The 13,682-nt window shown below is 64.7% G+C and carries 14 protein-coding genes; 7 read left to right on the top strand and 7 right to left on the bottom strand.

Annotated features, from left to right (window positions below; all coding sequences use genetic code 11):
- Positions 1 to 48 precede the first annotated feature (48 nt).
- The 7 genes from KI794_RS15235 to KI794_RS15205 all read left to right on the top strand — a co-directional run bounded on the left by KI794_RS15235 (position 49) and on the right by KI794_RS15205 (position 6,810).
- A complete protein-coding gene (locus KI794_RS15235) occupies positions 49 to 927 on the top strand; it encodes a MurR/RpiR family transcriptional regulator (RefSeq protein WP_119282609.1) in 879 nt (292 codons plus the stop codon).
- Positions 928 to 1,032: 105 nt separating this feature from the next.
- The gene (locus tag KI794_RS15230) at positions 1,033 to 2,034 is read left to right on the top strand and encodes a GNAT family N-acetyltransferase (RefSeq protein ID WP_255808545.1); all 1,002 of its coding nucleotides are present in this window, start codon (positions 1,033 to 1,035) and stop codon (positions 2,032 to 2,034) included.
- A complete protein-coding gene (locus KI794_RS15225; protein ID WP_119282610.1) occupies positions 2,031 to 2,750 on the top strand; it encodes a PIG-L deacetylase family protein in 720 nt (239 codons plus the stop codon). The genes KI794_RS15230 and KI794_RS15225 overlap by 4 nt, the downstream gene beginning before the upstream one ends.
- 126 nt (positions 2,751 to 2,876) lie before the next feature.
- On the top strand, positions 2,877 to 4,205 hold the full coding sequence (locus KI794_RS15220) for an extracellular solute-binding protein (protein WP_255808544.1): 1,329 nt from the start codon (positions 2,877 to 2,879) through the stop codon (positions 4,203 to 4,205).
- Positions 4,206 to 4,251: 46 nt separating this feature from the next.
- Positions 4,252 to 5,193, top strand: coding sequence for a carbohydrate ABC transporter permease (locus KI794_RS15215; RefSeq protein ID WP_119282611.1), 942 nt, complete (start codon positions 4,252 to 4,254; stop codon positions 5,191 to 5,193).
- A complete protein-coding gene (locus tag KI794_RS15210; RefSeq protein ID WP_255808543.1) occupies positions 5,190 to 6,119 on the top strand; it encodes a carbohydrate ABC transporter permease in 930 nt (309 codons plus the stop codon). Before KI794_RS15215 ends, KI794_RS15210 begins: the two co-directional genes overlap by 4 nt.
- A gap of 145 nt (positions 6,120 to 6,264) precedes the next feature.
- Positions 6,265 to 6,810, top strand: coding sequence for a ClbS/DfsB family four-helix bundle protein (locus KI794_RS15205; protein WP_255808542.1), 546 nt, complete (start codon positions 6,265 to 6,267; stop codon positions 6,808 to 6,810).
- Here the strand turns inward: KI794_RS15205 and KI794_RS15200 are convergent.
- The 7 genes from KI794_RS15200 to KI794_RS15170 form a co-directional block, all read right to left on the bottom strand.
- Complete coding sequence (locus KI794_RS15200; RefSeq protein WP_255808541.1) at positions 6,807 to 8,375, bottom strand: FAD/NAD(P)-dependent oxidoreductase; 1,569 nt, start codon at positions 8,373 to 8,375, stop codon at positions 6,807 to 6,809. The two genes, KI794_RS15205 and KI794_RS15200, sit on opposite strands and share 4 nt — an antisense overlap.
- Positions 8,372 to 8,707 carry a (2Fe-2S)-binding protein gene (locus KI794_RS15195; protein WP_255808540.1) on the bottom strand — a complete coding sequence of 112 codons (336 nt, stop codon included), beginning with the start codon at positions 8,705 to 8,707 and terminating at the stop codon, positions 8,372 to 8,374. The genes KI794_RS15200 and KI794_RS15195 overlap by 4 nt, the downstream gene beginning before the upstream one ends.
- Positions 8,704 to 9,885 (bottom strand): NAD(P)/FAD-dependent oxidoreductase, encoded by a 1,182-nt coding sequence (locus tag KI794_RS15190; protein WP_255808539.1) that lies wholly within the window; start codon positions 9,883 to 9,885, stop codon positions 8,704 to 8,706. The genes KI794_RS15195 and KI794_RS15190 overlap by 4 nt, the downstream gene beginning before the upstream one ends.
- Positions 9,882 to 10,592, bottom strand: coding sequence for a GntR family transcriptional regulator (locus KI794_RS15185; protein ID WP_119282617.1), 711 nt, complete (start codon positions 10,590 to 10,592; stop codon positions 9,882 to 9,884). The genes KI794_RS15190 and KI794_RS15185 overlap by 4 nt, the downstream gene beginning before the upstream one ends.
- Before the next feature lie 18 nt (positions 10,593 to 10,610).
- Positions 10,611 to 11,582, bottom strand: coding sequence for an ornithine cyclodeaminase family protein (locus tag KI794_RS15180; protein WP_255809783.1), 972 nt, complete (start codon positions 11,580 to 11,582; stop codon positions 10,611 to 10,613).
- A 5-nt stretch (positions 11,583 to 11,587) separates the two neighbouring features.
- The gene (locus KI794_RS15175) at positions 11,588 to 12,595 is read right to left on the bottom strand and encodes a proline racemase family protein (protein ID WP_119282619.1); all 1,008 of its coding nucleotides are present in this window, start codon (positions 12,593 to 12,595) and stop codon (positions 11,588 to 11,590) included.
- Between the two features lie 143 nt (positions 12,596 to 12,738).
- On the bottom strand, positions 12,739 to 13,644 hold the full coding sequence (locus KI794_RS15170; protein ID WP_119282620.1) for a dihydrodipicolinate synthase family protein: 906 nt from the start codon (positions 13,642 to 13,644) through the stop codon (positions 12,739 to 12,741).
- Between the last annotated feature and the right edge of the window lie 38 nt (positions 13,645 to 13,682).

Raw genomic sequence — 13,682 nt, 5'->3', positions numbered from 1 at the left:
ATACTCGAGGTGGGACGCGCGCGCGACCCGCATACACGAGGGAGTGCAATGAGCATACAGTCAACGATCGAAGCGGTCGCCCAAACCTTGCCCCCGTCGACGCGTCGCATCGCGGAGGTGGTGCGTGAGCGCCCCGCAATCGTGCTTGAGAGCACGATCAGCGATCTCGCGATGCGCTGCGAGACGTCTGAGGCGTCGGTGGTTCGCTTCTGCCGAGCACTCGGACTGAGTGGGTACTCGCAGCTCAAGATTGAACTCGCGACCGAGCTTGGGCGTGAGTTCGCGCAGTTTGGCCCGTCGCTGAACTACGGTTCCGACATTGCCGCCACTGATTCGCTGCGAGAGATGGCGGCAAAGATTTCCTCGCTTGAGATTCTTGCGATCCAGGAGACCGTCGCCCGCCTCGATTACGACGCGCTTGAGCGCGTCGTCTCGGCAGTTGACGCTTCCGATCGGGTGCTCCTGTTCGGTGTCGGTGCGAGCCACTTCATCGCCGAAGACCTGCAGCACAAGCTGTTTCGCATCGGCAGAAACGCGTTTGTGCTTGGCGATCCACACGAGGCGCTCGCCGCCGCTGCGCTGCCCGGTGCGCGGACGGTTGCAATCGGGTTTTCGCACCGCGGCGAGACGCAGGAGACCGTTGCGTTCCTGCGTGAGGCCGCACGCTCCGGCGCGAGCACCGTCGGTGTGACGAGCGCTCGCGGTTCGGCGCTCAATGAGGTCGCGAACGAGACGTTGTTTACCGAGGTGCGCGAAACCGCGTTCCGGGCTGGAGCAATGGTGAGCCGCATAGCCCAGCTCGCGGTAGTCGATTGCGTGTTCGCGGGAGTTGCCCAGCGGCGCTTCGATGAGACGGTTGATGCGCTCAAGGTGACTCGCGAGGCTGCGACCAGAATGCACGGTTCGGAAAAAAACTCCGAAATCTAGTTCGATTCTGAAAATTCTTGACAATCCCCGTTTTGGGTGGGTACATTCAAGCTCACGACCGAGGAGGGTCGCGTCGGCGATCCTCCACCCGACGAAAGGCAAGTAGTGTCCGAGCCAGCATTCCCCGCAGCGATCCGCACCTTCGCGGTCGGTGACGGGCCGCGCATCGCCGCAGCCTGGACCCGCGCGGCACCCCAAGACGGGATGACCGCCAACCGGTTCAGCGAGCTCGTGCTGCTCGACCGAAACTTCGACGCAGAAGGCCTCTTCGTCGCAGAACAGGGCGGCGAGATCGTCGGGGCGAGCTACGCGGTGCGCCGCAGAATCGCACACGATGGCAGCGACCTCGAGCCCGAGCGCGGGTGGATCCCGTTCTTCTTCGTGACCCAGAACGCGCGTGGTGCCGGGCTCGGACGCTCACTCGTTTCCCGCGCGATGGAGTGGCTCGCGGGTCACGGGCGCACAGAGGTCGTGTTCTCCGCATACACGCCAAACTACGTACTCCCCGGGCTCGACATCGAGCGATACCCCGAGGCAGCCGAGCTGCTCACCTCCCTCGGCTTCACCGAGATCGAGCGCCCGAGCGCCATGGACCGCTCGCTCATTGGCTACGAGATGCCCGCCGAAGCGCGCGGGCTCGTTGACGGCCTTATCGAACGCGGCTATACCTTCTCGAGCCCAACCCGCGACGAACTCGTGCCGCTCATCCAGATGGCCGGTGAGCGCTTCAATTCAGACTGGGCGCGCGCGATCCGCGAGGGCGCGGTGTCGGGCCTCCCACTCGAACGCATCATCGTCGCCCGCGATCCCGCGGGCACCCTGCTCGGCTGGGCGATGCACGGCACCTACGAGGGCGTAATCGAGCGCTTCGGCCCATTCGGCGTCGTTCCCGAGAGCCGCGGCACTGGGCTCGGCAAGGCGCTGCTCCACGTCACACTTGAGCGCATGTGCGCGCTCGGTGCGCACAGCGCCTGGTTCCTGTGGGCAGACTTCGGCTCCGCGGCATCGCAGCTGTACGCGAAGACCGGATTCGGCATCAGCCGCACCTTCAGTATTCTCCGCGCCGAACTCGGCGCACCCACCGCAACGGAAGGCGGCGCAGCATGACCGAACACGCGAACGGGGAGCACGCTGGAAAGACAGTCATCGCGGTCGGCGGACACATCGGCGACATGGAGCTCACGGCCGGCCCCACCCTCGCGAAGATGGTGCTCGAAGGTGCCCGCGCGATCATCATCGACTGCACCTACGGAGAGCGCGGCCACCCAACGCTCGTCCCCTCCGTCTACCGGGAACAAAAACTCGCCGAGGCACGCCACTTCGCAGACGCTATCGGTGCAGAACTCATCGTGCTCGACTACAGCGACGGGTTCCTGCCCGACGACGAGGCAGTCGCAGAACAGATCGCGCACGTGATCCGCGAGGCGAAGCCGGACGTGCTCATCACTCACTGGCTGCACTCGATGCACCGTGACCACGAGCGCGCCGCGGCCGCGGCCCTCCGCGCGGCATTCCTCGCGTCAATCCCGATCGAAGAGGAGCCGCTGCCCAGACACTCGGTGCCGCAGATACTTCACGCCGAGAACTGGGAGGACATGGAGGGCTTCGAAGCGGACGTCTTCGTGCCGATTCCTGAGCCCGCATTCCAACGCTGGCTCGACGGGATCTCCGAGCACGCCTTCGCCAGGGGAGAGACCTACGGATTCCGCTTCATCGACTACTACGAGGCGCTCATGCGTGTGAAAGGCTGCCTCGTCGGCCACGAGCGGGCATGCGCGTTCCGATCCGCCGGAACTGAGAAGTTCACGCTCGCGGGGCCCTAACCACGCGCGACACGTCAGGATACCCGCTCGGAATCCTCCCCAGGGAGCCAGGTACACCAACATTCACACCACCAGCACACTCACAACAGCGTTCGCCAGCGACGGCGGAACGTGAAAGGAACGATCGTGAAACGAAAGAAATTTGCGCAGGCAGCCGCAATTGGAATCACAGCTGCACTTGCGTTCACCGCGTGCAGCTCGGGTCCGTCGGGTGACTCGGGCGGAGACGCTGGGGGCGACACCAAGATCACGTTCCTTACGCACTGGGGCCCCGAACAGGTCACGATGCTCAAGGACGCTGCCGCCGAGTTCGCGACAGACCACCCCGGCATCAGCGTCGATGTTCAGGCGGTCCCATTCGGCAACCTGCTCTCGACGCTGCGCACCCAGGGGGCGTCCGCTGACGGCCCGACGATTACCGGCATCTACGACCTGTGGCTGCCAGAGCTCGTGCGCGATGGCCTCGCCGACGCGGCACCCGAGGCCGCGGCTGCTGAGGTGACGGCGAACTGGCCCGAAAACCTCATCGCCGCGGCCAGCTCAGACGGCAAGGTCTACGGCGTGCCCAACGAGGTCGACCTCTACCAACTGAACCGCAACACGGCGCTGTTCGATGCCGCCGGCGTCGACGGGGCCCCGGAGACATGGGACGACCTTGTCGCGGATGCCAAGAAGCTCACGACCGACGACCAGCAGGGCATCGGCTTCATTACAGGGTGGGGATCGGGCGCGATCCACCCGTTCCTGTCGTTGCTTGCATCCAACGGCGGCACCTTCCTCAACGAGGACGGCACCGCATCGGCGCTCACCGAGCCGGCAGCGATCGAGACCGCTGAGCTCTACGAGCAGTTGGTGAAGGACAAGCTCACCGACCCGGCAAAGTCGACTGCGAACGCAAACACGACCGGCCCATACCTCGACAACTTCACGAACGGCAAGACCGGCATGATCATCATGGCGAACTGGTGGGAGTCGGCGCTGAAGGACAGCATGGGCGAAAAATTTGCAAACGTCGCGACATCGCCGATTCCGGTCGGCCCCAGTGGCACCAAATCGTCTTCAATCTCATACTCGTGGATGACGACCGTCAACGCAAAGGCATCAGACGAGAAGCGCGCTGCCGCCTGGGAGTTCCTCACCTGGCTCAACGGCGCAGACTCGGGCGAGGCTGGCTCGTCGGCGATGGCCGACATCCTGCTCTCAATGGGCATCCTCCCCAGCCGAGCATCTGACCTTGAGGCAAACGCCGCAAAGCTCGACACTCCCTTCCTCTCCTCCTACGTCGGGGCGCTCGAAGACGCAACGCCGTTTCCGACCGTCATCGGCGGGCAGGCCGCTGCCGATGCTCTCCAAAAGCAAATCGAGGCGCTGCTCAACGGCCAGGTCACGGGCGAAGAAGCGATGACCAAGGCTGCAGCCGACGTTGACGCTGCTCTCGAGAAAGCCCAGAAGTAGCCGCGAGCTGCAAGCGACACCTACGAGAAGAAGGCACTTTACTGTCGTGACGACCACACACGCTGCACCGGCGGGGACGCTCTCCTCGCCGGTGCAGCACCCCAAACGCCGCAGCGGGCAAGGCCAGGGCCGCTGGTCTGCCCTGTTCCTCAGCCCCGCGCTCATCATCATTACCATCTTCACGGTGGTGCCAATCGTCATGACGGTGGTCATCAGCCTGCACGAGTGGTCGATGTTCACCCCGATCACGGAAATGACCTGGGTCGGCCTCGACAACTACGCGACACTGTTCGCCGATTCGAACCGGACGCAGGCGATGCTCAACACGGGCGTCTATGTCGTGCTGAGCATCGTCATCACGGTCCCGCTTGGTCTACTCATCGCGATGCTGCTGTACTTTCCGAAGCTGCGCGGGCAGAACCTTATTCGGGTAATCCTGTTCTCGACCTACGTGATCCCGACAATCGCAATTGTGATCATCTGGAGCAACATTTATGCACCTGGCTACGGCCCGCTCTCGACGATGCTTCAGAGCATTGGCATCACCCCACCTGGATGGTTGAGTGACCCGTCGTGGGCACTCATCTCACTCGTCATCTTCAATGTCTGGCAGATGCTCGGCTACTACGTGATCCTGCTCGTTGCGGGGCTCACACAGATCCCAGGCGACCTCTACGAGGCAGCCCGCATCGACGGAGCTGGAATTATTCGGCAGACCTGGTCAATCACTATCCCGATGCTCAGCAAGACGCTGTTCTTCGTGATCCTCATGACCTTCATCAACTCAATCCAGGTATTCGACCCGATCTATCTACTTACCCAGGGCGGCCCTGCCGGGTCAACCAACACGATTTCATACGAGATTCAGCGATCTGCATTCTCTTATGGCCTCGCCGGCGAATCGAGTGCACTCGCGGTGACGCTGTTCATGACAATTCTGGTGATCGGCGCCCTGCTTGGAGTCGCACTCCGTGGGAGGAAGAAATGAACGCGACAGTGCCAGGCGCCGCAGCAGATACCACCCACGCGATCTTGCTGCGCGAGTCGACGGGCAGAGCGCCTGCTGTGCCACATCCTCGGCGGAGTTCACCAAAGCGGTGGCAGACAGCGTTCCTCTACGCGGCGCTCGTGCTTGTCGCCGTGGTCCCACTGTTCCCGCTCTACTGGTTGGTCATCTCGGCGTTCAAGACGCCCGGTGAGTTCTCGAGTGTGCCACCCACATGGTTCCCCGCGCAGCCCACACTCGACCCGGTCGTCACCGCGCTTACAGAGGTGCCTTTCCTGCAATCCATGCTCAACAGCCTGCTCATCGCGGGCGGCACGACGCTCTCGGTGCTCGTTACCAGCGTGCTTGCGGGCTACGTCTTCGCCAAGCACCAGTTCCGCGGCCGTGACACGCTGTTCTGGGCCGTTGTCGCGACGATGTTCCTGCCGCCCGTGGTCACGCTCGTGCCGCTCTACTACTTGGTGAGCAGCATGGGCCTCGATGATAGCTATCTCGGGGTGATGCTGCCGTGGCTCGCGAATCCGTTCGGCATCTTCCTCATGCGGCAGTTCATCGCCGACCTTCCCGACGAGATCATCGAGGCTGCCCGTATGGACGGCGCAGGCGAGCTGAGGATCGTGTGGCAGTTTGTGCTGCCGATGCTCAAGCCTGCCGTTGTCACGCTCGGCGTCTTCATGTTCGTCTACGCCTGGAACAACTTCATCTGGCCGCTGTCCATCCTGAAATCTGAGGCGCTATATCCTGTTGTGCTCACGATCAACCGCCTGATGTCGTACACGATGAGCTTTGAGTATCAGAACGTAGTGGTCGCTGGGGCCCTCATCGCGTCACTCCCGACGCTCATCGTGTTCCTCATCGCGCAGCGGGTCTTCGTGCAGGGCATCGCGAGTAGCGGTGTGAAGGGCTGAGCCAAATACGAGGACCCGTGCGGAGGCCTGACACCGATTGTCTGACAACGACGGGCGGTCGCGAAGGAGACCCGCTCGCGTTACCCTGGGGGCAGAACCGGGCCTCTGAATCGTTGGGCCCGGCGCGATCGAGCGGAGGCCAGCGATGGCGAGACCCACCACCCGTGCAGAGCTTCTGCAGGCTGCAGAGGCAGGGTACGACACGCTCGTGGCGCTGATCGCGGAGATGAGCGACGCCGAGCGGGAGGGCCCCCTCAATTACGGCCCAGGTTTTGCGAAGTCGGAGGCTCACTGGGCGCGCGACCGTTGCGTGCGCGATGTTATCGTGCACCTCACTGCGTGGCACGGGTTGCTGCGAGACTGGGTCGCGGCGAATGAGGGCGGGAAGCCGTCGACGTTTCTGCCCTCGCCATACACCTGGCGGGACTACGCAGGCATGAATGTCGAATTCCGTGATGCGCACGAGTCGACGAGCCTCGCCGACGCCCTCCGAGAGTTCGGAGACAGCCATGCGGCCGTGATGGCCCTCATCGACGGGCATACCAACGACGAACTCTTCGTGAAGAAGTTCTATCCCTGGACCGGGACGACGTCGCTTGGATCGTATTGCGTATCGGCGACGTCAAGTCACTACGACTGGGCGGTGAAGAAACTGCGAGCGGCGCGGCGCGGCGCGCGGACCGCGGGTTAGTCCTCCAAGTCCCGCAGCGCGCTGAGCGGGAGCGGCTGCGCTACCGGACGCTTCGCCGACTGCGCGAGCGACTGCGCCGCCGCGGCCGGAACGGGCACGGCGTCGGCACCGACGCGGCCCGCGCCTGCCGAGAGGCACGATACGGCGAAGCCGCAGACCCTGCCCTGGCACCATCCCATTCCCGCGCGAGTGAGACCCTTCTCGGTTCTCAGATCCTCCGCCGCAAGTTCGCCGTGTGCGTGGTCGAGTTCGCCGTAGGAGACTTCTTCGCAGCGGCAGACAGTTGTCTCTGGGGTGAGCCTGTCTGCCCAGCCAGCTGGCACTGGGTGCGCGAGGTGCATCGCTTCGGCGAAACCGCGGTGTCGAGCGAGTGCCCGCCGTTCGGCGCCCGTCACCGCGTCGAGGGCAGTCGATGATCCGTGCCCAGGCGTCGCCGTGTGGCCGGCAGCTTTGGCCCGGCGTGTTCCGAGCGTCTCGACAGCTGCTGAACGTCCTGCAATCTCGCCCTCGAGCACCGACAACGGGGCGCCTCCGACGCCGGTGATCTCGCCAGCGAGGTAGAGACCTGGTACCGACGAGAGTCCGGTCTCGTCAACGATTCCCACGAGCGATCCGTCGACGTCGACGCGCGTCTCGACCCCGAGCTGTATCGGCAGTTCAAGCTGCGGGGTGAAGCCCCAGCCAAGCCCGACGCCGTCAATGCCTGTGAGCTCGCGCTCGCTGCCAGGAATCGCCTCGCCGGTGGAACGGACCCGAGCGGTGCGCACACCGGTGACGCAGTCGGTGCCGAGGATCTCGGTGATCACCGTGCGAACCCGGTACGGGATCTGGTGTTTGAGGAACGTAGCCACGTACCCGGCGCCCTCGATTGCTTTCGCAGGGACTCCCGCTGCGCGGTGGGCACGGGGAAGCCAGCCCGCGAGCGAGGCCGATTCGAGTACCGCCGCGACAGCACCGCCGGCCTGGGTGATGTTGGCGGCGACTGGAAGGAGGAAGGGGCCAGTGCCCGCGATGACGAAACGAGAGCCGGGGAGCATCCCGTTCTGCTTCACAAAAGCCTGGATTCCGCCTGCCGCCATGACGCCAGGAAGTTGCCAGCCGGGAACTGGGAGCTGCCTGTCGTAGCCTCCTGTCGCGAGCACGAGCGACGCCGCACGAATCGAGGGAACCCTGCTCTGCCCGCCGCCGTGAGCCGGTGCGAGTTCGAGGGCGAACACATCGCTGTGGGAGAGCGCCCGCGCCATCCACACGCTTGTTGATGGAAAGAAGGTGATCCTGCCGTCAGCTAGGCCCGCATCGAATCTGGCGCGCAGCCCGAGGTACTGCTTCCACCCGTGGTGGAACTCGCCTGCTTCGGGCGCGCCTGCAGCCTCGGAGCGGTGACGCCAGTACTGCCCGCCGGGCTGCTCTGCGGAGTCGATGACGGCAACGCGTGCGCCGTTGTCTGCGGCGGCCGCGGCGGCCGCGAGACCGGCTGGCCCAGCGCCGACGACTGCGACGTCGAACTTGGGGGCCCGCCCTGTCGGGCGCGACACGTGTGCATTGGTGGGGGCCTGTGTGCTCATGCTCCGCCCTCCGCGTCGAGCTCAGTCGCTGATCCAGTGGCCTCAGCGTCGCCGCCGGGGCCCGTCGCCCCTCTCACGTCCATTCCCTCCTTGAGTGGGACCATGCACGAGCGCTGCCCCGATTCCCCGTCGATCTCGACGAGGCAGTCAAAGCAGACGCCGATGCCGCAGAAGAGGCCGCGGGAGGCGCCGCTTCGGGTTTCGCGCCAGCCACGCTTGCCTGTCGCGATGAGTGCGGCGGCGACGCTCGCTCCGGGAGCGCAACGTATTGGATCGCCTTCGAAGGTCGCGTGAATCTCGCTCTGCGCTGGGTCTCTGGGCTGCGAGCTCATGCGTGCGCCTCCGTTGCGTCGTGGTTCGCGAACCCTGGCTCATCGAAGCGTTCGGGTCGAAATTCCGTTAGGGGCATATCTGGAGTGATCCCGGCGAGTGCTTGGCCAAGGAGCTTGCCTGTGCCGACCGAGAGACCGATGCCTGCGCCCTCGTGGCCGGCTGCGTGCCACAGCCCAGGCGCTCGCGGGTCGTGGCCGATCACCGGGAGGTGGTCGGGGCAGAAGGGACGGAAGCCGTGGTAGTGGCGGAGGATCCGCGTGCGTTCGAGGAACGGGAAGAGTTCGATTGCGTTTGCCGCGATCTGGCGCAGCGCGTCGGGGCTGACAGTGCTGTCGAAGCCGATGCGCTCGCGGCTCGATCCGATGAGAATCGTTCCGGCTGGAGTACCCTCTACGACTGGCGACGACTGCAGCGATGCGTCGCCGCTGCCGACATTGTCTATGTACTCTGCGGCATAGACCTTGTGGTGCACCATCGGAGGGAGCGGCTCGGTCACGAGAACAAAGCCACGCCTGGGATTCACCGGGACATTTACGCCGGCGAGAGCCGCGACCTCTGGCGCCCATGTGCCAGCAGCGTTGACTATATGCGCCGCAGAGAATTCACCCTTGGGTGTGCGCACGCCCGTCACACGGTCCCCGTCACGAAGGAGGTCGGTGACTGGTGCGTTTACGACGAGGTGCGCGCCACGCTCCCGTGCGAGGCGCAGCAAGTGGGAGGCGGCGAGAATGGGTTGGACCTGGCTGTCCTCAGGATAGAACGCAGCGCCGAGGGCGCGATCCGTGACGTGCGGCTCGAGCGCGCGAAGCGCCGGAATGTCGAGGGGCTCGGCGACGATGCCGTGCGACCGCTGTGACGTGGTGACTCGATCGAGTGAGGCGAGACTTGTTTCACGTGAAGCAACGATGATGCCGCCCTTGGCCTCGAACTCCCAGAGGTGGCCGAACTCCGAAAGCTCGCCCTTCCAGACATGGAGGGAGTACTGCATGAGCTCGAGTTCGGGGCCAAGCTCCTTGTCTGAGACGAGAATGTTGCCCTCGCAGCGAGACGTAGTGCCACTCGCGGGGAGGCCCCGCTCGACAACCGTGACCGACAGACCCTGCAGCGTCGCAAAGTATGCGGTCGCGGCGCCGATAATGCCGGCACCGATAATGAGTACGTCAGCGCGTTCGCTCACGAACCAACTCCGTCCTGGGTGTCATGCTCCTCCGATCCAGTCGCCCAGACGCGTCGCGCGTGACCGATGTGGTCTCGCATGAGTTGTTCGGCGCCGGCGCCGTCTCCGGCCCGCAAGAGCTCGATGAGCGTGTGGTGCTCGCGGGCGCTGTCGCCGAGGCGACCCTTGCTTGCGAGTTCTTTGAGCCCGTAGAGGCGGGTGCGCGTACGCAGCGAAGTGGCGAGCTCGGTGAGCTGTGGGTTGTCAATGTGGCTGAGGATGAAGTGGTGAAACTCGCGGTCGAAGCCGAGATACCCCTGCAGGTCTTCGGTCTCGGCGGCGGTGAGGCAGGCATCAGCGAGTCGTTCGAGCTCCTCGAAGTCCTCATCCGAGAGCCTTCCGATTGCGGCAGGCATCGACGGGGGCTCGAGGAGCAGACGGATCGCCGCCAGGTCATCGAGTTCCTTGTCAGTCATCGCGGTGATCCTGAAACCCTTGTTCTTAATCGTCTCAACAAGGCCCTCGCGCGCGAGGTCCATCATGGCCTCGCGAACCGGGGTCGCCGAGACTCCGAGCGCCTGCCCGAGGGTTGGCGCAGAGACGAGCGAGCCCTCTGCGATCTCGCCGGTAATGATGGCGGTTCGCAGCTGCTCGAGTACTGTCTCGCGCAGGTTGAGTGGCCGCTTCAGCGGGGTGAGGCGGCGTGAGGGCGAAGGCTGTGTCGACATAGAGGGCTCCTGTGGTGGCTAGGGGCGCTGGCGCGCTGTGTAAACAGCGCTCGCGCACACAAGATCCTCCCACGACATCCCAACGCCGGTATAGAACGCGGGGCGGCCAGGTGTGCGTGTGAAGTTGCCGAGCACGAGATCCTGGAGGTTCGCGGGTGGGGCTGACGTCCAGCGGGCCTCATCGAACGCGGTCGCGAGGTTGCCGTTCTCGCGCCTCGCAGACCCGCGCCCCTCGACTGCAACATCCGCTCGCGAGACGAGTGCATCGTCTACCTCGCGGGCGTCGAGGCCGTGCGTGCCAGTCGCGGCCACGATCGCGTTGTCGCTGACGAGGCTACCGTCAAAGACGGGGGTGGTCGCGGTCGTTGTGAGGATGATGATATCGGCGGCGGCTACCGCCGCGTCGGTGTCGTCTGCGGCGGTGACCCGGACTTGCGTGGTCGCCGGATCCACGGCGAGTTCGTCGATCATCGCTGCGATGCGCTCGGGCCGTCTGCCGACGACCTCAAAGGTTGCGTCTGGGAAGTCGACGAGCGCGGCGCGGATGTGCTCGATTGCCTGGGTTCCCGCGCCGAACAGGAGAATCCGTGGGTCGGTGCCGAGCCTGGCCCCCTCCGGGGCGAGCCTGGCGAGGTGGCGGATTGCGGTGAGCGTGACCGAGGGGGTGCGGATCGCCGTGAGGCAAGACCCCTCCATGACAGCGATGGGAGCGAGCGTGTCAGACGAGTACAGCAGGTACAGTCCCTGGATTTTCTCGAGCCCGCGATCCGGATTCGAGGGAGCGATGGTGAGCGCCTTGACGCCGCTGAACGTCGCGCTCTGCGCAGGCATCAGCAAGAACTCGCCATCTGGGGCGTCGGCGAAGAGGCGCGGCCCATCGTCCTCGGGACTGAGCCCCGTCGCTAGCGCTGACTCGAGCGCGCCGATCGCGGTCTCGAACGTGAGGAGCTCTCGCACCTCGTCGGCTGAGAAGAAATCGATACTCGGCATTGCTGTCACAGCAGGAATCCCTTCTGGAATGGGTCGGACGGGTCAAGCATGTATTGCGCCGTGCCAGTTACCCAGGCACGGCCGGTGATCTTTGGGACGACAGCGGGGCGGCCGGCGACAGTCGTCTCTTCGATGAGGCGGCCGACGAAACGCGAACCAATGTATGACTCGTTGAGAAAGTCGGTGTCGAGAGCAAGCTCGCCTCGGGCGTGGAGCTGGGCCATGCGCGCGCTGGTGCCGGTGCCGCATGGCGAACGGTCAAACCAGCCCGGGTAAATTGCCATCGCGTGGCGCGAGCGCTCAGCGGTCGAACCCGGGGCCTGGAGGTACACGTGGTGGCAGTCGCGGATATCTGGGCGCTCTGGATGCACGGGCGCATCTGCCTCGTTGATCGCGTCCATGATCGCGAGGCCGGCCTTCAAGAGCTCGTCCTTGTTCGACCGATCCTCACGGAATTCGATGCCCAGCTTCTCCAGCTCGACGATCGCGTAGAAGTTGCCGCCGAACGCGAGGTCGTAGGTCACGGTACCGAGACCCGGAACCTCAACCGTCGCGTCGAGGCGCTCGGAGTACGATGGGACATTCGTGATCGTGACGCTGTCAGCGTGACCATCGGTCACTGCAACCTCGGCGATGACGAGCCCCGCAGGGGTGTCGAGCCGGATCGTGGTGACGGGCTCCGTGACCTCGACCATGCCTGTCTCGACGAGCACCGTCGCAACGCCAATCGTGCCGTGGCCGCACATCGGGAGGCAGCCCGAAACCTCAATGTAGAGCACGCCCCAGTCGCAGTCAGGACGTGTCGGCGGCTGCAAGATTGCGCCGCTCATGGAGGCGTGGCCGCGGGGCTCAAACATGAGTAGTTCGCGGAGCTCGTCGTTGTTCTCCATGAACCAGGTGCGGCGCTCTGCCATCGACTCGCCAGGGAAGACAGGTGCGCCCCCGGTGATGACGCGAGTGGGCATGCCCTCGGTGTGCGAATCGACTGCGTGGTAAACGCGGGAGGTGCGCATCGGCGGCCTTTCTGAGGAGTGCGGCTACGAGGAGCCTGCGTGGATGCTTCGTTGAATCTGTGTGTTCGGGAGGGATCCCGAAAACCGGGATGGATCGTGCCACACCAACGCTGCACGATCCATCCCGAGGGTACTTCGATTTGCTACTTGCCGTAGCCCTTGTCTGCAGCTGCGCGGGTGTCGGCGATGATCTTGTCGGCGACCTCCTTGGCGAGCGGCAGGCGCGGCGGGCGGCACGGGCCACCGTACAGGCCAAGCTCGTCCATGGACAGCTTGATCGACTCGACGAACTCGGTCTTGGTATCCCAACGGAGCAGCGAGTGGAGATCGCGGTAGATCACCTTTGCACGCTCGAGGTCGGCGACGTTGCCCGACGTCGAGAGCTTGAAGAGCTCGACCGTCGCCTGCGGGATGGCATTCGGGTATCCGGCAACCCATCCGACGGCGCCGGCAATGCCGACCTCGAGAACCGAGTCGTCGGTGCCGATGAGGATGTCGATGTTTGGAGCGAGTTCCTGGATCTCGTAGATGCGGCGGGGGTCACCGGTGAACTCCTTGACGCCCACCATGTGGCCAGCCTCGTGGATCTCGGCGATGAGGTCGGGCACGAGGTCGACTTTCGTGTCGATCGGGTTGTTGTAGCCGACGATCGGGAGGCCAGCCTGCGCGACTGTCGCGTAGTGGTGCTTGACCTGCTCGCGGTTCGCGCGGTACGTGTTCGGGGGGAGCAGCATGACGCAGTCGGCGCCAACGTTTGCAGCCTGCTCTGCCCAGCGGAGTGATTCCATCGCGCCGTACGCGCCGACGCCGGCCATCACCGAGAAGCCCTCGGGCGCAGCGTCAACGGCGACCTCGATGACCTTCCCGCGCTCTTCCGGGGTGAGGTTCTGGTACTCGCCAAGCGAGCCATTGGGCGCGATGCCGTCGCAGCCGTTATCGGCGAGGAACTGGACGTGCGCTGCGAACTTGTCGTAGTCGACGGAGAGGTCTTCCTTGAACGGGAGTGCGGACGCGACGATGACGCCGTGCCAGGGCTTCTTCTCAGCCATTGAGATGTTCCTTTCGGAGGTGGGTGTGGGGAGTTCTT

This window comes from Leucobacter aridicollis, assembly GCF_024399335.1.
Classification (GTDB): Bacteria; Actinomycetota; Actinomycetes; order Actinomycetales; family Microbacteriaceae; genus Leucobacter; species Leucobacter aridicollis_A.
The sequence above is the reverse complement of the archived record's forward strand: the minus strand, read 5'-3'. Positions and strand labels throughout refer to the sequence as shown.

What these genes read in the sequence shown, in the direction of transcription:
- KI794_RS15175 (WP_119282619.1), bottom strand. Translation starts at nt 12,595, where the DNA reads ATGCGCACCTCCCGCGTTTACCACGCAGTCGATTCGCACACCGAGGGC.
- KI794_RS15225 (WP_119282610.1), top strand. Translation starts at nt 2,031, where the DNA reads ATGACCGAACACGCGAACGGGGAGCACGCTGGAAAGACAGTCATCGCG.
- KI794_RS15195 (WP_255808540.1), bottom strand. Translation starts at nt 8,707, where the DNA reads ATGAGCTCGCAGCCCAGAGACCCAGCGCAGAGCGAGATTCACGCGACC.
- KI794_RS15200 (WP_255808541.1), bottom strand. Translation starts at nt 8,375, where the DNA reads ATGAGCACACAGGCCCCCACCAATGCACACGTGTCGCGCCCGACAGGG.
- KI794_RS15235 (WP_119282609.1), top strand. Translation starts at nt 49, where the DNA reads ATGAGCATACAGTCAACGATCGAAGCGGTCGCCCAAACCTTGCCCCCG.
- KI794_RS15170 (WP_119282620.1), bottom strand. Translation starts at nt 13,644, where the DNA reads ATGGCTGAGAAGAAGCCCTGGCACGGCGTCATCGTCGCGTCCGCACTC.
- KI794_RS15205 (WP_255808542.1), top strand. Translation starts at nt 6,265, where the DNA reads ATGGCGAGACCCACCACCCGTGCAGAGCTTCTGCAGGCTGCAGAGGCA.
- KI794_RS15180 (WP_255809783.1), bottom strand. Translation starts at nt 11,582, where the DNA reads ATGCCGAGTATCGATTTCTTCTCAGCCGACGAGGTGCGAGAGCTCCTC.
- KI794_RS15210 (WP_255808543.1), top strand. Translation starts at nt 5,190, where the DNA reads ATGAACGCGACAGTGCCAGGCGCCGCAGCAGATACCACCCACGCGATC.
- KI794_RS15185 (WP_119282617.1), bottom strand. Translation starts at nt 10,592, where the DNA reads ATGTCGACACAGCCTTCGCCCTCACGCCGCCTCACCCCGCTGAAGCGG.